At 44.6% G+C, this 21485-nt stretch carries 25 protein-coding genes; 9 read left to right on the top strand and 16 right to left on the bottom strand.

Going from position 1 to position 21485, the window contains the following annotated elements:
• Nucleotides 1-16: 16 nt before the first annotated feature.
• The 16 genes from DIU38_RS16205 to DIU38_RS16130 form a co-directional block, all read right to left on the bottom strand.
• A complete protein-coding gene (locus DIU38_RS16205; protein WP_112654609.1) occupies nt 17-1180 on the bottom strand; it encodes a plasmid transfer protein in 1164 nt (387 codons plus the stop codon).
• Nucleotides 1180-1977: a hypothetical protein gene (locus DIU38_RS16200; RefSeq protein WP_243770733.1), complete on the bottom strand. Its 798-nt coding sequence runs from the start codon at nt 1975-1977 to the stop codon at nt 1180-1182. Before DIU38_RS16200 ends, DIU38_RS16205 begins: the two co-directional genes overlap by 1 nt.
• Complete coding sequence (locus DIU38_RS16195) at nt 1974-2645, bottom strand: hypothetical protein (RefSeq protein ID WP_112654610.1); 672 nt, start codon at nt 2643-2645, stop codon at nt 1974-1976. The genes DIU38_RS16200 and DIU38_RS16195 overlap by 4 nt, the downstream gene beginning before the upstream one ends.
• Nucleotides 2642-3310: a hypothetical protein gene (locus DIU38_RS16190; RefSeq protein WP_112654611.1), complete on the bottom strand. Its 669-nt coding sequence runs from the start codon at nt 3308-3310 to the stop codon at nt 2642-2644. Before DIU38_RS16190 ends, DIU38_RS16195 begins: the two co-directional genes overlap by 4 nt.
• A complete protein-coding gene (locus DIU38_RS16185) occupies nt 3307-3975 on the bottom strand; it encodes a hypothetical protein (protein ID WP_112654612.1) in 669 nt (222 codons plus the stop codon). The genes DIU38_RS16190 and DIU38_RS16185 overlap by 4 nt, the downstream gene beginning before the upstream one ends.
• Complete coding sequence (locus DIU38_RS16180; RefSeq protein WP_112654613.1) at nt 3926-6478, bottom strand: TraG family conjugative transposon ATPase; 2553 nt, start codon at nt 6476-6478, stop codon at nt 3926-3928. Before DIU38_RS16180 ends, DIU38_RS16185 begins: the two co-directional genes overlap by 50 nt.
• Nucleotides 6456-6764: a plasmid transfer protein gene (locus DIU38_RS16175; RefSeq protein WP_112654614.1), complete on the bottom strand. Its 309-nt coding sequence runs from the start codon at nt 6762-6764 to the stop codon at nt 6456-6458. Before DIU38_RS16175 ends, DIU38_RS16180 begins: the two co-directional genes overlap by 23 nt.
• Nucleotides 6764-7054 carry a DUF4134 domain-containing protein gene (locus DIU38_RS16170; protein WP_244311299.1) on the bottom strand — a complete coding sequence of 97 codons (291 nt, stop codon included), beginning with the start codon at nt 7052-7054 and terminating at the stop codon, nt 6764-6766. The genes DIU38_RS16175 and DIU38_RS16170 overlap by 1 nt, the downstream gene beginning before the upstream one ends.
• Before the next feature lie 107 nt (nt 7055-7161).
• The gene (locus DIU38_RS16165) at nt 7162-7452 is read right to left on the bottom strand and encodes a DUF4134 family protein (protein WP_112654616.1); all 291 of its coding nucleotides are present in this window, start codon (nt 7450-7452) and stop codon (nt 7162-7164) included.
• Between the two features lie 4 nt (nt 7453-7456).
• On the bottom strand, nt 7457-7789 hold the full coding sequence (locus DIU38_RS16160; protein ID WP_112654617.1) for a hypothetical protein: 333 nt from the start codon (nt 7787-7789) through the stop codon (nt 7457-7459).
• Complete coding sequence (locus DIU38_RS16155; RefSeq protein ID WP_112654618.1) at nt 7786-8049, bottom strand: hypothetical protein; 264 nt, start codon at nt 8047-8049, stop codon at nt 7786-7788. The genes DIU38_RS16160 and DIU38_RS16155 overlap by 4 nt, the downstream gene beginning before the upstream one ends.
• Complete coding sequence (locus DIU38_RS16150; protein WP_112654619.1) at nt 8046-8381, bottom strand: hypothetical protein; 336 nt, start codon at nt 8379-8381, stop codon at nt 8046-8048. Before DIU38_RS16150 ends, DIU38_RS16155 begins: the two co-directional genes overlap by 4 nt.
• On the bottom strand, nt 8378-9007 hold the full coding sequence (locus tag DIU38_RS16145; RefSeq protein ID WP_112654620.1) for a ParA family protein: 630 nt from the start codon (nt 9005-9007) through the stop codon (nt 8378-8380). The genes DIU38_RS16150 and DIU38_RS16145 overlap by 4 nt, the downstream gene beginning before the upstream one ends.
• Nucleotides 9008-9042: 35 nt before the next feature.
• Nucleotides 9043-10368: a relaxase/mobilization nuclease domain-containing protein gene (locus DIU38_RS16140; protein WP_112654621.1), complete on the bottom strand. Its 1326-nt coding sequence runs from the start codon at nt 10366-10368 to the stop codon at nt 9043-9045.
• 185 nt (nt 10369-10553) lie between these two features.
• On the bottom strand, nt 10554-10964 hold the full coding sequence (locus DIU38_RS16135) for a plasmid mobilization protein (protein ID WP_112654623.1): 411 nt from the start codon (nt 10962-10964) through the stop codon (nt 10554-10556).
• 160 nt (nt 10965-11124) lie between these two features.
• Nucleotides 11125-12033 (bottom strand): toprim domain-containing protein, encoded by a 909-nt coding sequence (locus DIU38_RS16130; RefSeq protein ID WP_167516199.1) that lies wholly within the window; start codon nt 12031-12033, stop codon nt 11125-11127.
• A gap of 551 nt (nt 12034-12584) precedes the next feature.
• Between DIU38_RS16130 and DIU38_RS16125 the strand changes: the two genes are divergently transcribed.
• The 9 genes from DIU38_RS16125 to DIU38_RS16085 all read left to right on the top strand — a co-directional run bounded on the left by DIU38_RS16125 (nt 12585) and on the right by DIU38_RS16085 (nt 20762).
• Entirely contained in the window at nt 12585-12956 is a 372-nt protein-coding gene (locus DIU38_RS16125) for an ArsR/SmtB family transcription factor (protein ID WP_112654625.1), read from the top strand.
• On the top strand, nt 12953-13555 hold the full coding sequence (gene merTP / locus DIU38_RS16120; protein WP_243770734.1) for a mercuric transport protein MerTP: 603 nt from the start codon (nt 12953-12955) through the stop codon (nt 13553-13555). The genes DIU38_RS16125 and merTP overlap by 4 nt, the downstream gene beginning before the upstream one ends.
• 5 nt (nt 13556-13560) lie before the next feature.
• Nucleotides 13561-14256, top strand: coding sequence for a hypothetical protein (locus DIU38_RS16115; RefSeq protein ID WP_112654626.1), 696 nt, complete (start codon nt 13561-13563; stop codon nt 14254-14256).
• 1 nt (nt 14257) lies between these two features.
• Complete coding sequence (locus DIU38_RS34700; protein WP_112654627.1) at nt 14258-14473, top strand: GDCCVxC domain-containing (seleno)protein; 216 nt, start codon at nt 14258-14260, stop codon at nt 14471-14473.
• Entirely contained in the window at nt 14434-14859 is a 426-nt protein-coding gene (locus DIU38_RS16105; RefSeq protein ID WP_167516046.1) for a hypothetical protein, read from the top strand. The genes DIU38_RS34700 and DIU38_RS16105 overlap by 40 nt, the downstream gene beginning before the upstream one ends.
• A gap of 794 nt (nt 14860-15653) precedes the next feature.
• Complete coding sequence (locus DIU38_RS16100; RefSeq protein ID WP_112654629.1) at nt 15654-17885, top strand: heavy metal translocating P-type ATPase; 2232 nt, start codon at nt 15654-15656, stop codon at nt 17883-17885.
• 23 nt (nt 17886-17908) lie between these two features.
• On the top strand, nt 17909-18121 hold the full coding sequence (locus tag DIU38_RS16095) for a heavy-metal-associated domain-containing protein (RefSeq protein ID WP_112654630.1): 213 nt from the start codon (nt 17909-17911) through the stop codon (nt 18119-18121).
• 36 nt (nt 18122-18157) lie between these two features.
• Nucleotides 18158-18718: a helix-turn-helix domain-containing protein gene (locus DIU38_RS16090; protein WP_112654631.1), complete on the top strand. Its 561-nt coding sequence runs from the start codon at nt 18158-18160 to the stop codon at nt 18716-18718.
• Nucleotides 18719-18728: 10 nt separating this feature from the next.
• Nucleotides 18729-20762 carry a heavy metal translocating P-type ATPase gene (locus DIU38_RS16085; protein ID WP_112654632.1) on the top strand — a complete coding sequence of 678 codons (2034 nt, stop codon included), beginning with the start codon at nt 18729-18731 and terminating at the stop codon, nt 20760-20762.
• Nucleotides 20763-21485 lie beyond the last annotated feature (723 nt).

The following is a 21485-nucleotide window of genomic DNA, read 5'->3' as shown; positions in this document are numbered from 1 at the left end:
AAAAAAATGAATTGGGTTAAATGAAAGTACCGACAATGCGGGTTGCGCTGGCCATAGTGGTTGCACCCCTGCCAAAGTTGGAGGCGGCTGAACTGATGCCGGAAGTAGAAATGATCCAGGTAGATATGCTGGGCACGGTAAACATGCAGATCGCGCCGATCACAAAAACGATAATCACGGTACCAAATGAAAGGATGCCGTTACCGGCGAACACGGCCATTTTTGCCATATCGGCTGCCGCGCCATTGGTGCCGACCAATTCCTGGTATTTACTGATCTCGGAGGTTAGGGCATATTGCTGCATCAGGCCGCATAAGTACATGATGAGGTAAGCAATACCTGAGTATAAATTTACGGACACAAAACGTGCGATCCAGGTACTAAAGCTGTCCCGAAATGCCGGTAGAATACTGACCGCTACCGAGAACGGACCGAGGATGATGAGTATCGAAGAATAGATAATCTGGATCATAAAGATGATGTAAACTGCTATCCTCAAAATCCAAATCCCGATCAGTTCCAAAAGCTGGGTAAATAACAGCTGCATCCCGACCGTTAGCCGGTTCTTCAGTTCTAATAATGGCGACACCACATCCGCGATACCCTGTTTTACGGTACTGGTGACCGCATTCCAGGCCTGCCCGTACCAGGTATCGCTTTCCTTTTCTGCCACATCGGCCTGCGCCTGGAAGGTGTAGAGTGAATTAGCAACCTGTAACATGAGGTTAGCACGGGTGAAGCGCAACCCATCCACATCGCCCTGCACACTGTCAAACATTTGCTCAGTTTGTTCGGCAACCAAATCCGTAGGAAAAGCCACCATCTTTACAAAGCCGCCCCACCAGATAATGATCATGGCCAAACCGAAAGGCCGCAGTAACGGCATGATCTCCATTTGCTTATCGCCGACCATCATTTCATAACTCTTTATGGCAAAAAAGATGATCATAAAAATCGCAGCCAGCGCCTGTGCGTCTGAAATAAACAGATCGAAATGGCTCCAGATCGAATTTTTAAGGCCTTTTAGAAACACCATTACCCCCGTTTCGTAAACCGCATCACCCTGCAAGTATTGCAATGATTTGCGGCTGATGGCAGTATCAACGGTGCTGGTTTGGGCGAAGCCCGCCGTTCCCCATAAGGAGAACAGCAGGCATAAATACAAAAGCTTTTTCTTCATTAGTATTTTGCATTTTGGAGCACCTTATTAGCGATCTGTACATCGCTGTTGGGTGTCCAGTTAGGAATGGTGACCGTGCCTTTTTGTAACGCCAGCTGATGCGCGGCCATGTCCAAAGTCATTTGTGCCGTTGAGGTGCATATCGCCCAGACAGATGACAGGTTTTTATATTCATTCAGCATCCGGTAATAAGCCATGATGCGCGAGCCCCTGTCCATATCAGTCGTACGCGCGCCATTCAGTCGTTCTTTTAATTTATCCAGTTCTGCGGTGTACCAGCTGTAAGAGCCTTCGGAAACCAATTTAGCGCTTGCCTGTGGCGACAGGCCACCCAAAATAGAAACCGGCGAATAGTTCAATAACGGATTGAATTGCTGTTTGTAATAGAGCAGCCACAAGGGATCGGCATCGGACAATAAACCCGACTGCGAAGCTATTTGCGAGAGCGCGGTGTTTCTTGCCGTATCTGATTGCAGTTTGTAGCGGTTATCAATACCATTCATCGTGCTGACCAATGCCAGCCGCTGTGTCTGCGGCCCGGTTGCGCTAAGCGGCCGCAAGTCCGTTTTATGATAATTGGGATCAAATAATCCCCATACCAGCCAGTAGTATGGATTTAAGCTTAGAAATCCTGCCTTGGGATAAAACTTATTCTGATCCCATTGCTGGAACACCATGCGCTGGCTTTGATTATCGACAGCATCGTCCTTTATGAGGGACTGGGCCTGTATAGTGTGTGAAAAGAAAAAGAGGATAGTCAGCAGGCTGACCATTAATATTTTTAATTGTAAGATCATTGGTGTAAGTATTTAGCGTTATTAATAATTTCCTGGACGAAATATTTGTCCTTGTTGATATAGTTTTGCCAGGGGTTAATGGAGGCAATAATCCCGCGCTCTTTTGCCCAATACATGGCGCGCCAGGCACCATAAGCAAGGCCGTCCAAAATTTGCAGCGTTGTCGTTACCTTTTTGAGCAGCTGGTCGCGCCCGTTATAATCGGCCAGAATATTATTGCCGGATTTAAGCACATAGGAGGATACCGCGCTGACCAGCCCGACTGAGCGCACCTTCATTTCGGTGGCGATATTGGATGCAAACAAAAACAGGTAAGGCTCCGATTTACCCATCGCCAATGCCTGGTTAAGGTAGTTTAGCATGTCTGCCGTAATGGTGGCCATATATTTAACTTCCAGACCATCCTTTAAAGCTGAATTGACATTGGACAAGCCGTTATAGATGATGGTTTGCGCCAGCACCACCGAACCCACATTGGTATTTAGGTCTTCAATATTGTTGTTGATCTTACCCAGGTATTGGTTGTGTGTTTGTTCGGCACCCATGCGGACGGCCTGGTTCGCTTCTACGGAAACCAGGTATTTCTCGTCCAGTACGTATTGCTGGCTAAATGCCGAAAGCTTAAAGCCAAAAGCTAAGAGCAAGAAAATAAAAGTTTGTTTCTTCATTGTTTGAGATACTTGGCGTTTTGAATAATGCTTTCGGCCACGTCCTTATCCTGATCGATATAATTCTGAAAGGGATTGATCGAACGCAGCAAAGAATTTAAGTTGGAATAGGTAAGCGTGTTGACCAGGTTACCGGATAGTTCCCGTATTTCGGAAAGCTGCATCAATACATAATCAAAAAGCAGCTTCCGGTCTGAGGCCTTCATCTGGTTCACATCGCCGATGGACAGCGTTAAGCCGGTCACGTAACCAATCAGCCCCTGGGCTTTTTCAACGAATTCGATCTCCGTTTGATAGCCTAAAAAAGCGATGGCCGGGTTCTTTTCAACCAGCTTAATGATCTGCGCCTGGTTGCCCACGATTTGTTTTACTTCCGGTGTGGCATAAATCCCGATGTCGGCAATATTAATAGCTGTACCCAATGTATTGTACCTGTTCTGTAAAGTGCGGTACATATTTTTCATTTTGGTGAGCAGCGTTAAATTTACCTGTTCATTCGCCGTAACCGTTACCTGGTTATTCCTGGCATCCACCTGCTTAGTATGCTCCGACTTTGACTGATCGATCAATTGATGTATTCCGGCAATATCAAGTGTGCTTTGCTGGCAAAAAGCGGATAGCGAAAAGGACAAAGCAAAGTGCAGAAGGAAAACATGTTTTTTCATTGCTTTAAGTATTTGGCGTTATTGATGACATCATTTGCGATCTGCACATCCATGTTCTTCCATTCCTCCCAGGGATTCAGTGAAGCCCATATCCCACGCATTTTGGCCCAGTACATGGCGCGTCCCATGCCATAAGCAATCCCCCGCAAAATTTCCATTTCGCTTTCAATATGGTTGAGCAACTTGCCCCGCTCGCCGGCATCCATAAGGTTATTTCCGCCCTTAAGCACAAATGCACTGACATCTGCCGATAGGGTAACGGCGCGGGTTTCAAATTCGCGGGCACCTTCTTCGGCGAAAAGCAACAGCACCGGATCAGATTTAGCTATGGTAACGGCCTGACCGACATCATTTACAATATCCGTCCCGCAGCTCGCGATCTCCTTAATGGAGGTGAGGTTACTGATAACCGAAGCCACCTGGCTCAAACCTGTATAAATTTTGTTTTGAAGGTTGTTGATGATGACCAACTGTCCCGTAACCGCAAGCTGGCCTTTCTGGATGGCGCTTAAATTATTATTGGTCGTATTTAATTGTCCGTTGATGACTGCGCTGTTCACGGCAATAGCAGCCGAGGTAGCAGGGTCAACAACAATTTCCTGTCCAAAGGCTGCTTTAAAAATTAATAGTGGCAGGACGATAAGGAAAAGCATTGTCGTTTTCATGGTTATCATATAAATAAGGTTGTCCGTGTTGGTTAATATGGCTGACGAATTGCGACAGCGTTAATTTTGAAGTGTGGAAGTCATTTACAAAAAGATCAAGCGCCCGGTGGTAGCTGCCGAAACGCTCGATATAGACTTCCAATGCTGATTTTTCGGGCTTTTCGGTCGAGAAGGTGATGTACTGGTGTAGAGAAACCTCGACACCATACACTTCGCCAAAGCTGCCCCTGCGGATATAGACCTCCTTAAACCGCCCACGTCCATCGGTATTTTCCAGTTGGTTGATCGAAAATATTTTCTTGCGTTCCGTTTCATTGATGGATAGTAGCGAAGCAATAGCGCCGTAATTATCTTTGAACTTGGTCTGGTCAAGCAGGCAGATGGTATCTGAATTATTCAGGATGCTGTCTTTCACAACCGCATTGCCAATGATGTCGCCCAATTCCTGAGTCACTACGATAGCCTCGCCCCAAAATTTACGTACGGTTTTGTAGAGGTATAAAAGATAGCCGGCCATCAGGGGGCTCGCTATCGCTTTCCAGGCTTCTTCCACAACTAAAGCTTTCCGGCGTGCTGAGCGGAACCGCATTTTCTGGATGAAAACATCCATAATTATGAGTGTCACAATTGGAAAAAGTACCCGGTTTTCCTTTACGGCATCTATTTCAAATACGATGAATCGCTCGGTAAAGAGCGAAGCATCGGCAGGCTCATTAAGGATAGCAGCGAACTCGGCCCCCTTGTAAAACTTCTTCAGCACGTAACGAAACTCGTCTATATCAAAAGGAATACGTTCTTCCTGCTTAATTTCGGGTATTTTCCAAAGCGCGAATTCATAGAAGCTATTGAAGTTTAACTCTTTTATAACAGGGGATTTGCCCGGCATCAAATCGGATTCAGACTCAACCGGGGCTTCTCCCTGCTCAAAGTATTGCAGATAGTAGGCACCGATGACGTTACTGATCACATCGCGCTCCACCTGTGTAAATGTTCCATCCGCGCCTTTCCAAAGCAAGCCGACCAGCGTACTCAGGAAATCTCTTTTTTCAATATTGAATTCCTCCGCTTTAATCTGGAAGGGATTCATCGTAATTGGCTTCTTATCCGTGTAGGTGATATACTTGCCCTTGTAATAGGAGCAAAGTCCGGAATAAGAGTGGCCGGTATCGACAATGACCATATCCATGTTATACAACATGTATTGTTCAATCAGGCTATTCATAAAGAACGATTTTCCCGAACCGCTGGGTCCCAAAACGAACTTATTGCGGTTATTGATGCGGTTAGTCCGCATGGGCAGATCGGCAACATCAATGCCCACGGGAATACCCTGCCGATCCGTAAACCTTACCAGGAAATCCGAAGGCTCATCGAGCGGCATGGACTCTTTCAGGAAAAAGCATATCGCCGCGTCGCAGGTCGTCAGGAACCAGTCGTAATCTTTCAGCTCTACCGCATTTCCGGGCAAAGCACAGCGAAACAACTCCAACTGATTATAGCCATTTTTACTGGCGATAATACCCAGGCTGAATAAGGCGCTTTCAATGAAATTCGCTGCCCGCTGGATCTTTTCCTGCTTTGCTGCCAGCACAATATTAAAATGGCAGTTAACCAACAACTGGTTTTCCCTTGCCACATCATTCAAAAGCAGATCAATATCCTCTACGCATAGCATGTTGGCCGGGTCAGGTATTCCCGAATGACGTTTCTTTTTCAACTCCAGTTTTTTGAGCGTCATGAACTGGCTGGGAATGTCAATGACCTGGTTAAAGATAATCACCTCGAAGTCGGGCACTCTAAACAAAAACGACAGGAAATCCACCGGGAAACCACGCAAAGTTTCTTTTTCATTCATTTCAATATGCGTGGAAACCGAGGGCGGTAGATCCACATTATCAATATTGATCAACGGGATGTTCCGGATAGCCCGGTCGCCCATCTTAATCTCGGTATCATCCGGCGACAAGTTATTCAGCGCAATAGGCCCCGCCTTAAAATCCATCGCCAGGAACTGCATCACCAGTAAATTGAGCTGCTGCTCTTTCAGGATTGAAGCGCCGGTTTTCCCGGCTATCAAAATATCCATGACCTTATCCAGTTGCTGGCTGAAATCCCGCAAAACCTTTTTATCAAATACATAAAATGCGCCCTTACGCACCTGTTTGGTTAAGGTGATATAAGTATTTACTTTGATGTATTCGCGGCCTTCAAAATGCGCATTGTATTTCTGCTGAAGATATTCGTCGCTTTGCTTAAGCGGGTATTTTTCCTTACTGATCACATCAGATTTTTGAAGCAAATAGCCGTCACCCAATATTTTAACAATGTTAATCATCAGGGCGTGGAATTCATCATAAGCCGCAGTTGCAGCCGAGAAGCGGGTAACCGGGTTATTGATTTGTATGATCACTGAACATTCGCCGCCAGAACCTACCAAGATGTCCAGCCCGGAAGAATGATCTATACCGATATAAGGAATATTAAATACTTGTTTTTCGGCCATAACGGGAAAGATTTTTAAAGTTGACTTTGTGGATGAATATGCCGGTGGGCCGGGTTTTGATATGCAGGCCTTTTTTTTGTTTACCGGCGATAAAGACAAGTCCGCCTGCCACGGCCGCGATGAGTACGATCAGTCCAAGCCACATGTTAATGAGCGCCATGGTCATTGCCCCAAGCACGAGCCCGGCCAGTAAGGTTCCTACGCCCCAATAGATGTACTTGCCTTTAAAGCCCCGATATACGAGGGGCCGTTGCAGCCCCTTGTATACCTGGAATTGCCTGCCCATTAGGTAAGGCCAAAGAATGCTTTAATCACTACGGCCGAAACCACGAGGAATACGCAGGAACCTCCCCAGCCCATTAATTCTTTATTAATGTCCTGGTCACCGGAATTCCATTTCGAATACACGCGGATGGCACCAACGATTCCGACTATACCGCCGATAACCAGCGTCACGTTCGTAACCGGGGCGACATAGGTTTTAAGGGAAGTAGTAGCGGAGTTTAGACCGGTTACGCCATTCTGCGCGAAGGCGGATGCCGTGCCAACGGCAAGGACCACGGCTGTGGCCCACATTTTTTTTAGTTTGTTCATTTTAGGGGTATTAAATTTTAGTGGAATAAAAAAGGCGGCCTCCCGATTAATCAGGAGAACCGCCGGGGTTATGGAGGGGTATTAAAAAGCTACAGGCCAAAAACGGCCTTTAAAAAAACGCCGGCCAGCATCATAAAAAAGGATGCGAAGAACCATGCGGCAACCTGTTCGTCAATCCGCGGGTGCCCCATCTGCCAGTTATGATAAATGCGAACGGCACCGACAATTCCGAAAATTGCGGCCAGCACTAAGGCGCAATCCAATGCAGAAAAGAAATCGGACTTTAAGTTTTGCTGTGCCTGCTGCATTTCCGTTATACCAGGCTGGGCCGTTGCCCCCGATGACAGCAGGCAGCAGCAAAATATCAATAAGTATCTCATCGGGTTAAAAGCTTACCGAACGTGTGTAGATGATGGCTTCCTGCTTGCAGAGTTTGAAAAGGTTGTCGATGACAACGCCACCGGAACCGATCATTTCCGGCTCCTGTTTTCTTTGACGGACAGCATCATCAATTCGTGTTTTGTTGTCCGTATTGGCTTCCGCTATCGCGGTAGCGGACATTTGTGCAGGCACGACATTTTCCGCAAAAGTTAGCTGATGTACGGATGATTCCGCAGCAGCCGCCCGCCGCCCACCGGCCAGATCCATCAATATAACGGCGAGGTAATAGAGCAGATAAATCCCGCTCACCCATATAAAAAAGTGTAACCAGTTCATTCGTTGATTTTTAGTAAAAATTGTTTAACAATAGTGCGCAGTTCCGGATGCTGCCGGATCAGTTCGCTTACGGCAAAGGCAATCATCCGCTGCATTTCAATCCCCGTAGCCAGCTTTAATTGGTTCAAAAGCAAAATGGTATGATCGTCCAGCCGGACATGAACCAGGCTCCGGTCGCCGGTCTTATCGTATCCTTTGATACGATCCAATATTTCATCATACACCGGGTCGCGCTTGCCGCGAAAGAATTTCCAGCTCATATTTCAAATTTTTCTAAGTGGTTTTTGATAATCGTTTTTAGTTCGGGGTATTGCTCGAAAAGTTGCCGGATGGAAAAGCAGATGAGGCGGGTAACCTCAACGCCGGTGGCAATCTTTAAATGATGGATCATCTGGGCCGTCTGTTCGTCCACTCGGGCATGGATCAGTGTTTTGTTGCTGCTCACGTCAAGTTCGCGCAGGCGGTCAATGATTAAAGGGATTTCAGCCGGCTTCCCTTCCTTTTTTCGGTTGGGTTTTAGAGTTTTTTCCGGCGTGTCGGGCTTTGCCATCCTGCTCCTTAGCTGATCGGCCAGTGTTTTAATTTCGCTCATAAATGGGGTTGGATATAATCAAGGTAGATTTGTTCAAAAACGGGTACGATGACCGCCTGCACGGCAATGGGCGTTTGAAAGGTATTGATCCGCTGGAAGTCGATGCGGTCGCCGATTGGGCCGGTAACAAAACCAATTTGATCCAGCTGCTCGTTTACCTCCACCTTTATTTCATATTTTACATTAGCCTTAATCCGGTTCGGCACAAACAACACCTTAACATCAGGATTAATCTTCTTTAATACCAAAGCAAAAGGCACGGTCGATTCAAAGCTGAATTCGTCATAGGAAAAAGGGCAAACTGCAATGTCTGCCGCCTTAAAAACTCTGATCAAACCGTCATCATCCAGCTTGCCGGGCAAATCGATCAGCACGATGTCTTTCGGATTTTGCCGGATAGTACTTTCCATCAATGGAAAGTCCCGCAGGCCATAGGCCAGTACCTGGTAGGGTTCTTCATTCTCCAGTATCTTCGCTTTTTCAAACTTCTGCGAAATAGACTGCTGGTAATCCATATCCAATACCGTAACGGTACAGCCTTTTGTAACGGTAAGGTAATTCGCGAGTAATACGGTAAGCGTACTTTTCCCTGCGCCTCCCTTTTGGTTGCCGATAATGATGACCATAAAATAATTTGATTTGAATTTTTCGCGTCGCTAAGTCAACGGAGATTGGTTCTTGCTTTTTGCTTTCGCCGGCGCTTCATGCCTAAGATGGCCTCGTCATCGACATCTGACGCCAGGTTAATTCCGCTAAAGTGGTGGTGCTGGCGGTAAAGTTCCTCGCTGGTTTCCTGTGCCTGGCTGAAATTTTCTACCACTAAATTGTAGTCACTTTCGTTTAGCAGCTTATCCAGACCAGCATACAACCCGGCGCCGGGGTCATGGAGATAAAAGCTTTCGCCCTTCCGGTAAATCATCAATCCCTGGTGTTGCAAACCCTGCATCATATCAGGGTAATTGTGCAAGACCGCTTTCAGAATTGACGAGTAAAATTCCTTCTTTTCAGTAGTAAGAAATTTGAATGCCTTGTTTGATTCGATACTAGTGTCTGATGGTTTTTTATTACTGACAGCCTTAATCGCCAGCAATTCTTTCAGTGGAACAATTTCACCGCCTTTGAATACCTGTTTTTTATCATGATCGATAACCGTATAGCCATAAGGCGCCTTATCGACTGAAGCATGATATAATAGCTCAATGCCAAATTTCTCTTTGAGCACAACCGAAAAAGCCGAGGTATAAACCGTCCGATTTTTAGTAAGGCCGGTATCATGTAATACTGCATATTTATGAAACAGCGCCTTCAACTGAACTCTTCTCTTTTCATTAGGAGCATATTCTTTTTGGCGCTCCTCAATTGCAGCTATGGAAACTTCGCCCTGCTGCTTACCGAATTTAATAACCTGCATGACTTGGCCCGCTTCCTTCAGTACATACCCTCTACATTCTAAGAGCATCATGAATTGCGCCTTTGTCGCAAATTGATATTCAAGGGCTTTTGAAATATCCCGCTGGGTATTGTGTTTTTCATTTATTCCCAATATGATATTCATTTGTTCCTGGCCACGAATCTGTTCAAAGCTGTCACGAATCTTTTTGCCTTGTTTATCGACCCGCGTACTAACAATATGTACATGGTTATTTAGCGTATCACTATGAAAAATAATGAGGTAAGGCTGCTTTCCATAACCCATTCGCTCCAGCCATTGGGTAGCGAAATCCGTTATTTCCTGTTTGTTATAAGATTTGCCTTCAGCGGAAATGGCTACGTGAAATTGGGGTTTTGTTACTGCTTTATTGGTTGCTGATACCATTCTCAAATATTGCCTGTAATCAGATGGTCGCAACAATCCCAATCTCTGTAAAGGGCCGAAATTTGCCACTCGCATCAGTTCGCCTTTATTTTTATCCATCTTCCCGGTATTATAACTTATTGCCGGGAAATGCCCGTTGGGGCCACTGGTATAAAGGATTTTGACGATCATGGCTGTTCGGAGCGAACAAATTCGGGGAGAGCAAGTGCTGAATCAACAAGTTCAGTACGAACAAATTCGGTGCGAACAAATTCGGGGAGAGCAAGTGCTGAATAAACAAGTTCAGTACGAACAAATTCGGTGCGAACAAATTCAATGTGAACTGATTCGTACAAAACAAGTTCTCAGCGAACATTTTAGCTGCCACCTATTCGGATGATTTTTCGCAATGAAATTTCAAGCTGTTTTTGATACTGAATGTATTGCTCAAACAGGATGTTAAATCTTTCGCTGACTATTGGTGAAAGGACACCTTTCTTTTTCAGGATGTTCGCATATCGAGCCAATTGGTTGATATTGTTTCCGCACGTGCCCATTTCCGCGCCGATCTTATCTAAAAAACCGATCAGCTCTTTAGCATTTACAATAGTAAGCCGGGCATCCTGCAAAAGGCGGGTACGCACCAGATCCGTTTTACGAACACCCAGCGTCTTTTCCAACTCCAGGATGATATCATATTCATCCTGTGTAAACCTTGCATCAATTTTTTTGATCCGCTTACCTATTTCTTTTAAGGGCCGGCCTTTTGGACGCTGTGTTTTTGCCATAAGAGGAAACGAGTTGCGAGTTTCCGATACTCCCTAATGTTCCGCAGGGCGGAAGTTTAGGGCAAGACAGTGAGTGGCTGACAAATTACGAGGAACGAGTTTTTGTCGGACACGAACACATCTTGCAAGGGGAAAAACCAAAAGGGAACTTGTTCGTTTTTCATCGGTTTAGCTGGTAGTTAGTTCGCCCAGCGACGATCAGATCGTTGTAATCATTGTAGCCTGTATATATACCGGCGCGGTCTTTGGCCCAGGGTAATGCAGACGTAAAATCAAGGGTGGCCTGCCGCCCCGATGGGTCATTGTCCAAAAAAAGTGAAATATCCCGGAAGTCCTGGGCTTTGAGTATTCCTGCCTGAAGCAAAGAGAGGGAATTCAGCACGAGCACGCTGTCGGGTGCGAACGGGTTCTCCGTGAGCCAGCTCAGGTAATTAAAAAAACCTTCGAACACCGCCAGCTTCTTTTCCGAATTCGGAATAAAGCTGATCGCCTTATGGCCGAGGCAGCCTTTGAAATTCAGGTTGCGGATTTCCCAGGCTCCCTGTTCGTTTTGCCAGCCTGCTGCAAAGAACTTATTCCGCTTTTTATCTTCATCCTCAACGTAATAATAAATTTCTTTGAGCCTGCCTTCCGCCACCTGACCGACACCCCGGCTTTCTAGGTAATTCAGGATGGCGGCATTGCTGCCGAGGTCTTTAATATCCAGTATTTCATAATTTGGTTCTTTTTCAGCCGACGGCTGTCTTTTATAAACCTGTGGAGCTAAGACTGGAACTAAACCGCCGCAGGTCAATACGATCTTTTCCAATATTTCGGGAAAAGGCAAGCCTTTCCAATATTGCAAACCAAAATCTATAATGTTGCCGCCTTTGCCTTCGCCGAAATCGAACCAGGTACCCTGCTTATCATTGACCGAAAAGGAGGGCGTCGTGTCCGAATCGCGCAGCATACTCAAATAAAGCTGTTCATTGCGAACGCGCTTGACCGGCTCATAGCCCAGGTGCGTTAACAGGTCAACAAGGGAATAATTTTCTTTGATCTCTTTGGCTTTCAGTTGTTGATTTTCCATAATTTCGGGCATAAAAAAAGGGGCACATGGCCCCTTTAGGTGTTTATATATAGTTCGGAACTACTCACGTCGTATTCTACAATACGGCCTCCCGGCTGCCAATGCGCGTTCGCTTTGTTGATACTATCTCAGCTTCGCAAAATTTCCATTTCTTAGGTGGATAATGCTTCGTTCCCCAATGTCAAAGACCGTAGAATCAGGAGAACTTGTTCTTGCCTGATCGACGGTACAAAGGTTCGGAGAGTGCAGATTTTTACCGGGTTCCTTAAAGGGTCGGACCCTCAAATAATTTTCAATTAGTTGATTTTCAATAAGGTATATGGGAATCCTGGCTAATCATTTTCCTAATTAAAAAGAATAAAGAAATAATCAACCTCATCCCAGGATTGGATAGAAGTGTCATTTACATCTTATAGTGTCTCACATTTACATCATTTAATGTCACACCTATAATCGCTTTTAGCGGGACGGCGGCTACCCAATAATAAAAAAAGGTGATTTATATTTAAGTAATTGCTTAAATACTTACATTTGTCTTGGGAGAATTAAATATGAATACCTGTAAACGGATATTTGCCGATGTTGGGCAGATCAATAATTGTAAGGACATACTTCAGAAAAACAGCCAATGGTTTTCAGAACTGGCCCAGATTTTGGCTTTGGCCGGGAATGAGGTAAGGTTAAAAATATTGTACTTATTGGAAGAAGAAGGCGAATTATGTCCTTGTGATCTTTCAGATATACTGGATATGAGCATACCTGCCGTATCGCAGCATTTGCGTAAACTGAAGGACAGTAATATCGTTCAGTTCAGGAAAGCCGGGCAAACCATTTATTATTCTTTAAAGCCGGAAAACCTGAAAATGCTGCAATCATTTTTCAGGCATATCAATGAACTCAACAACAAACCGGAAACAGTATGAAGCGGTCAACATCAATGGGTAAATTAGAAGTGACCAGCCTGTTAACGGCTTTTAGTGCTTCTTTATGTTGTATCACACCCGTCCTTGCATTGATCTCAGGTGGCTCCGGGTTTGCTTCATCTTTGTCATGGCTCAACCCTTTTCGTCCTTACCTGATCGCTATTAGCATTGCTGTATTACTATTTGCCTGGTATCGGCAATTGAAACCTGCAAAAGCGGATTGTTGTGAAACAGAAAAACAATCCTTTCCGAAAAGCAAAACCTTCCTGGCTATCGTTACGGTAGTCTCCGTTGTGCTGATGACCTTTCCGATGTACCCCCGTCTTTTTGGAAAAGATGAAAATAAAATATCCATAGTTCCTGCCGCAACCCCCATAAGCGAGGTAAAGCTCCAGATCACCGGGATGGATTGCGAAGCTTGCGAACATCATGTCAACGGCGAGTTAGCCAAACTCAACGGCGTGTTGCAATATCAAACCTCATCCGCTTTGGGAACCAGTGTTATTAAATTTGATACCAGTAAAATTGCCGTTAACGCGATTATAACGGCTGTCAATGCCACCGGCTATAAAGTAATTCACCAATCACTAAAAAACTAAGTTTTATGAAAAGACTCCTTGTAGTGCTATTATTAACAGGCGCTGCCTTTAATGGTATGGCTAAACCAACTGACCCTGCGATTACCTTTTACAAAACGCCGTTGGTTTGCAATGCTGCGCCGACCATTGGTTGCGGAAGCCGTGCCAAACCTGTTTTGCTGGCTATGGAAAAGAGCCCGGCTATCAAGGAAGCCTGGTTAAACCGCGCCGGTACAATGGTAGCTGTAGTCTGGAAAGACAAACCGGAAACCCTGGCTGTAGCCAAACCTATTTTCCAAGAAAACAGTGTAAGCTTTACCGCTTTAAACGAAGCTGATGCCGCACCCTACCGGAAAACATTCCGTAAAGCCGGTTTATGGTATCATAGCGCGGAGGTAGATATGCTTAGCCGGGAAGAAGCAACCACAATTGCTAATTCAGCAGTAAAGTTTGCGCTTGAAAATAAGCTGATCACGCAGGATGAGGCCGCGAAAATAAAAACAGATGCACAGGCCTATTTTAATAAAGAGTTGGTGAAGATCAGGACTAACCAGCAATTAAACGAAGACAGCCAAACTAAGTTTAAAGCCGCAATGTATAGCATTGCTGAAAAATACATTGGCAAAGCAAGGGCGCAAAAAGCAATGCTGCTTTACCAGCAAAATTGCGAAAAGGAATGTAAAAAAACTGAAGATTGTTGCCATAAAGAAAAAACCATATAAGATGAGCGAAACAGTAATATTAACCTCTGTAATTACCTGTCCGAATTGCGGCTTCCAAAAAGAAGAAGAAATGCCGATAGATGCCTGTCAATACTTTTATGAATGCGAAAGCTGCAAAACCCGATTGAAGCCGTTGGCGGGAGATTGCTGCGTCTTTTGCAGTTACGGCTCGATTAAATGCCCGCCTATTCAGCAGGGAACATCCTGTTGCTCATGACACTTACAACTTTAAGAAGGAGCAGAAGGGTTTTAGCAACCATTATCATCCTCTTTGGGTTGATCCATATCAGCTTTGTATTTCCGGTTATCACTTTTAACATAAGTATGCTTTGGTTTATCGGTTCGGGCTTTATGCTGGTCTTTAGCGGCTTCTTAAACCTGGCAGTGGTGCAATATTGCGCTAAATCCCTGGTAGGCTATTTAACCTTAGTCAGTAATATCATTTGCCTAGGCCTATTCATTTTATCACTTTGGGTGATTAGGGAACCGCAGGTCTATATCGGCATTGCTTTGTTTTTTGTTGCGACGGTCATTTTAGTGGCCGCATTAGTCCTGATGGAAACGCGGAAATATGCAGACGACACGCAGGAAGATCGTCCCTGAAATACGAAAAAGCCGGACATTGCCCGGCTTCAATAGAACTCATTTTATTTGTTACACACTTTTTTGCATTCCCCTGAATCCTTACAGCTTTTGCTGCAATAATCCATGCAGTTCTGCCCGCAACCTTTTGCACACCTGGTACAATGGTGCATTTTGCTGTTACAACATGGGGTATTGGCGGTAGTAAACGTAAAAGAGCTAATGGAAAATAACATCATTATAATGATGAAAATAAAACGTTTCATGATTTCTAAGTTTTAATAATCGGTAAATAATACGGCCAACGAATTGGCAGGCAGATGCAGATCAATTATTAAACTTGCGGGGGATGCCAGCCGGAATCGGAATAATACAAGGAATTGCCCATCATGTAGGAAGCTATCGGTATTGGTTTGATATAACTGATCTTGGGCAGAGCAGGAATTGGGTGAGCGATCAGAAACCCGCAACTACCGCAGGATAACATCATACCACATATTCCTTTATTGCAGCAATCTTTTGTACCATGTCCGCAGCCCCCCTGATGCATCATTCCGGAACAACAGTTTCCCCGCATAGGTTGGTAGATCCCCGAGAAAGAGGAAAGAAATAACATGCCGGCTGCCAGGAAAATAGCTATGGCTTTCATAACATGAATATAACGTTCATTCCACTTAAATAGTTTGCTGACTATGTCTTATTTGTTCAGGATCAACTCATTACCCACATATCAAAATCCTGTAAAAAATTAACGGAATCCTGTAAAGCCCAAGGTTGTCTGCGCGGGTAAATTTGTACTATTAAAAAGAACGATCATGCAACCCAACATACAAACACTTACCTTTCCCGTAACCGGTATGAGCTGTGCCTCTTGTGCAGTGAGTGTTGAATCTATCCTCGGCGCACAAAATGGCGTGGATAAGGCAGAAATAAACTATGCCTCCCAGCTGGTTAAAGTTGTTTTTCATCCTGAGATAGTTGGGCCGGTTATCCTGCAACAAGCAGTACAATCCATCGGCTATGACCTGATCATCGATACTGACAATGGAAAAGCAAAACAGGAAGAAGCGCAGCAAAATCATTATAAAGAACTAAAGAGGAACATTATCTGGGCTACGGCTTTGACTATCCCGGTAGTTTTGATCGGTATGGTTTTTATGGATATACCCTACGCTAACTATATCATGCTGGTATTCACCGCGCCTGTATTATTCATTGCAGGGAAAAGTTTTTTTATGGGTGCTTTTAAGCAGGTCAGGCAGGGCAAAGCTAATATGGATACCCTGGTAGCATTGAGTACCGGCATCGCCTACCTGTTTAGCGCTTTCAATACCTTTGATCCGGGTTTCTGGTTAAGGCAGGGATTACAGCCGCATGTATATTATGAAGCGGCTTCCGTGATTGTGGTTTTTATTCTGTTGGGCAAATTGCTTGAAGAACGCGCAAAATCAAACACTTCTTCTGCCATCAAAAAACTGATCGGCCTGCAACCTAAAACAGTAATGCTGATCACCCTTCACGGGGAAATAGAAACGGCGATAGCGGATGTGCAGACCGGCGACAAATTGCTGGTTCGTCCGGGAGAAAAAATCCCGGTAGATGGTGAGGTATATGATGGTCATTCCTATGTGGACGAAAGTATGATCAACGGGGAACCCATCGCGGTCGAGAAAAAACATGGAACAAAAGTTTTCGCGGGCACATTAAACCAAAAAGGAAGCTTTCGTTTTAAGGCTGAAAAGGTTGGTGGAAGTACCTTACTGGCACAGATTATCCAACTGGTACAGGATGCACAGGGTTCAAAAGCACCGGTACAGAAACTGGTGGATAAAATCGCAGGAATCTTCGTACCTATAGTTATATTCATCGCTTTGTTAAGCCTTGGTGCCTGGATGATATTTGGCGGGCAGCACGCTTTTACCCAAGGGTTATTGGCCATGGTCACCGTATTGGTCATCGCATGTCCTTGTGCTTTAGGGCTGGCCACGCCTACAGCCATTATGGTAGGCATAGGCCGGGGTGCGGAAAATGGCATCCTCATTAAAGATGCGGAAGCATTGGAACTGGGGCACCGGGTAAACGCTGTTGTCTTAGATAAAACCGGAACTATAACCGAAGGGAAACCAGTCGTTTCCGACCTTATATGGGCAGTTAATGCTCAAGACAATCAAGATAAGCTGCAACGCATCTTCTCAGCAATGGAACAACAATCCGAACATCCATTGGCAGAAGCCATTGTGGCTTACTTAAAATCAGCTAATGTAAAGCCGGCCAATGTTTCTTCCTTTAATAGCCTTACAGGCAGAGGGGTTGAAGCAATGTTTGGGGATGAGGTTTATTTAGCCGGTAGTCATAAACTGGTGGATGAAAAAAAAATCACCATTCCAGTGGAGTTGAAAGACATCATCACTTCTTTTTTAAACCAGGCGAAAACGGTAATCTATTTTGCAGATGAGAAGCAGGTACTGGCAATAGCAGCAATCACCGATGAAATCAAAGCAGGTTCGGCTGAAGCAGTTCGGCAGCTAAAGAAACAAGGCATTGAAATATATATGCTTACCGGAGATAACGCGCAAACCGCAGCAGCCATTGCCGCGCAAGCGGGCATTGATCATTTCCGGGCGGACACACTGCCATCTGATAAGGCCGATTTTGTAAAGTCGTTACAGGCAAACGGTAAAATTGTAGCCATGATAGGTGATGGTATTAATGACAGCCAGGCGTTGGCCCAGGCAGATGTGAGTATCGCGATGGGCAAGGGTTCCGATATAGCGATGGATGTTGCCAAGATGACACTGGTATCTTCTGATTTGCAGCAGGTACCCAAAGCATTGCGGTTATCAAAGGTAACCGTCCGGACTATTCGTCAAAACCTGTTCTGGGCATTTATTTATAACCTGATCGGTATCCCTGTTGCAGCCGGTATCCTTTACCCGATTAACGGTTTTTTGCTTAATCCGATGATTGCCGGAGCAGCAATGGCTTTAAGCTCTGTATCTGTAGTAAGCAACAGTTTAAGGCTCAAATTTTCAAAACTTGATCTGTAATAAAATAATTTAATTCAATAATCATGGAAACTCTAAAATTCAAAACCAATATTAATTGTGGTGGCTGTATCGCTGCGGTAACACCCGCATTAAACGAACTAAAAGACATTCAGCATTGGGAGGTGGATACTACCGATCCTAATAAAACGCTGACGGTAAAGGCTGATGACAGCTTGACAGCAGCTAAAATCATTGGTATCTTAAAGGAAAAGGGCTATAAAGCTGAAAAAGTATAAGATGGGAATCATCGCGTATAACGTAACTTAGTCATCATGATATTGCACATTAAAAATATGGTCTGCGACCGCTGCCTGATGATCATTCGCCAGCAGCTGGAAAACCTGGGCTTTACGGTTAAGCAGATCTCTTTGGGCCATGTGGAAATAACGCCCGATCCGAATGAGGAACAAGTAGAGCTGATCGCTGCGGCCTTAAAAGTTCCGGGCTTTGAGCTGATCAATAAAGAAGCGGACAAAACCGTAGAGGCAATCAAAAATATCGTCATTGAACTGGTGCATCACACGGATCAGTCGGAGCAGAAAACATCCTACTCTGACCTGATCGCAAATCGCTTAGCAAAAGATTACACCTATCTGAGCCGCATGTTCTCGATGTCCCAGGATATGACCATTGAGCGTTTTATTATTGAGCAAAAAGTGGAAAAAATAAAAGAATTGCTGGATTATGGTGAACTGAACCTCAACGAAATTGCTTACCAGATGGGTTACAGCAGCAGTGCCCATTTGTCTACCCAATTTAAAAGCATAACCGGGCTAACACCCAGTCAGTACAGATCATCGGAACAGCAGCGGAAACCCATTGATAAAATTTAATCCGGCTTTTATGGAACATCAATCTCATCAAATGAACATGGACAAAATGAATCACATCAAGATGCATCACGGTACCGGCCAGTCGATGGATATGGCGGGGCATGACCATCATGCGATGATGATTGCTGATTTTAAAAAACGGTTTTATGTGGTGTTGCTTTTGACTATTCCGGTCATGTTGTTGTCTATGCAAATTCAGCAATGGCTTCATCTCGACATCAGTTTCAGGGGTTCAGCCTACCTGCTTTTTGTTTTGGCCTCTGTAGTATTCTTTTACGGCGGCTGGCCTTTTCTAACTGGCTGGCTAAGCGAAACGAAGGCTAAAAATCCTGGCATGATGACCCTGATCGGCTTTGCCATTTCTGTTGCTTATGCCTATAGTGCAGCTACCGTATTTGGATTAAAAGGAATGGACTTCTTTTGGGAACTGGATACCCTGATCCTGATCATGCTTTTAGGACATTGGATAGAAATGAGATCTGTTGCCGGGGCATCAAAGGAACTGGAGCTATTGGTTCAGCTAATGCCTGACGAAGCACACATGGTAATGCCGGATATGGTGCATGATGTTACGACGGATACCCTGAAAGAGAACGATATTATCCTGGTCAAACCCGGTGAAAAAGTTGCGGCAGATGGTATCATACTGGAAGGGAAAAGCTATCTGAACGAAAGTATGCTGACGGGAGAATCCAGGCCGGTACAAAAAATGAAAGGTGACAAAGTAATTGCCGGTTCTATTAACGGCAATGGCTCTTTTCAGGTAACCGTGTCCCATGCGGCAAAAGACTCTTACCTATCGCAGGTAGTAAAACTGGTTGAGGACGCGCAAAATTCAAAGTCCAAAACCCAGTTACTGGCAGACACGGCAGCCAAATGGTTAACAATCATTGCACTGGTTACCGGTATTACCACCTTTTTATACTGGTATTTAACCGGACAAACCTTAGCCTTTGCAATGGAAAGAATGGTTACCGTCATTGTGATCTGCTGTCCTCATGCATTGGGACTGGCGGTACCACTTGTCGTAGCCAAATCAACCGCTTTATCGGCAAAACATGGCCTGCTGATTAAGAACAGGACAGCATTTGAGAACGCACGAAAAATAACTACCGTTGTATTTGATAAAACAGGGACGCTTACCGTAGGAAAGTTTGAAGTATCCAAAATAGTACCCCTTCAAAAAGAACTGGATGAAAGGGAACTCATTCGCCTGGCATCTTCACTGGAACAAAACTCAGAACACCCGATTGCTACCGGCATCCTGCAAAAGGTAAAAGACTTAAAGATCACTATCCCCATGGCGGAGAACTTTAAGGCCATAACCGGTCAGGGGGTTGAAGCGACGGTAGGGGGTCAAAAGATCATGGTAGTTAGTCCGGGCTATTTAAAGGAAAACAAGCTTACTATTCCTGATGGTTTTACCGCTGACGATACGGAAACAGTCGTATTTGTAATTATCGGGAAGGAATTGGCGGGATATATTGCTTTATCTGATGAAGTACGGCCGGAATCAGCCGAAGCCGTTAAAACCTTAAAACAGGAAAATATCAAATCCATCCTGCTTACGGGCGATAACAGCAAAGTAGCTGCCAGCGTAAGTAAAACGTTAGGAATGGACAGTTTTATTGCTGAAGTTCTACCACATCAAAAATTAGAGAAAATTAAAGAACTGCAAAGCAAAGGCGAGTTTGTAGCTATGACCGGCGACGGGGTGAATGATGCTCCTGCACTGGCCCAGGCAGATATCGGCATTGCAGTTGGTTCTGGCAGTGATATTGCGGCGGAGACCGCCGGAATAGTGCTGGTCAACAGCAATCCGAAAGATATTGTCAGTTTGATCTTATTTGGCAAAGCCACTTATCGAAAAATGATCCAGAACCTGGCCTGGGCAACCGGCTATAATGTCATTGCCTTGCCACTGGCTGCCGGAGTGCTTTATAACCAGGGAATTGCATTAAGTCCGGCAGCTGGGGCCGTTTTAATGACCGTAAGTACAGTTGTTGTTGCAATCAATGCAAGCTTGCTAAAAGTAAAGGCTTAGTACAATAGGATGTAAATTTTTAACAGAATTATATAAAATTATCAAAAGGATCTATCCATACCTTAGCAGTGTAATAATTTAAAGCGCAAAGTAATTGTCGCAATATTTTAAAAAAATATAAGTTTAACAGAATAATGAAATGTCTCGCTGTTTTCCTTGCATCATGTATCCTGTTGCTATCGTCGGTTTCGGGGATGGCGAGCCCTCATCAGGGGCAGGCATCTTGCTGCAAAGAAAGTACGCATAAGGATTGCTGCAAACAACAGAAGCAAAACTCCGATAACAATTGTGCTAAAGGTGCCTGTAATACCATGTTGTCTTGTAGTACCTGCGGATTTATTCTGAATCCATCTGTTCTTCTTTCACCGGCTACGATTGATTTAAATAATCAAATAGTCCGCCCTTTTATTACAGGCGAGATATCAGATTTCCATGATAATGATTGGAACCCTCCGAAAGCTTAATAATTGATCCCATTGAACAGTCAATTCCTGACTGTAGTATTTCAATTAATTATTAATCTTTAAATTCAAAATCATGAAAAAGTTTCTTTTCATCACTATGGTGATGCTATTATCCGTTATATCCATTACTTATGCGAATACTCCTTGCTGTAACAGCAAAATGAACCATTGTACCAAATGTGCAAAGGGCTGTGACAAGCCAAACTGCCTGGATTATTGCAGCAAAAGCTGTAAGGCTTCCGGAGAATGTACGACTAAA

It is taken from the genome of Mucilaginibacter metallidurans (genome assembly GCF_003286435.2).
Taxonomy (GTDB): domain Bacteria; phylum Bacteroidota; class Bacteroidia; order Sphingobacteriales; family Sphingobacteriaceae; genus Mucilaginibacter; species Mucilaginibacter gossypii.
Note: the sequence above shows the minus strand (reverse complement) of the source record. Positions and strands in the feature narration are given on the sequence as shown.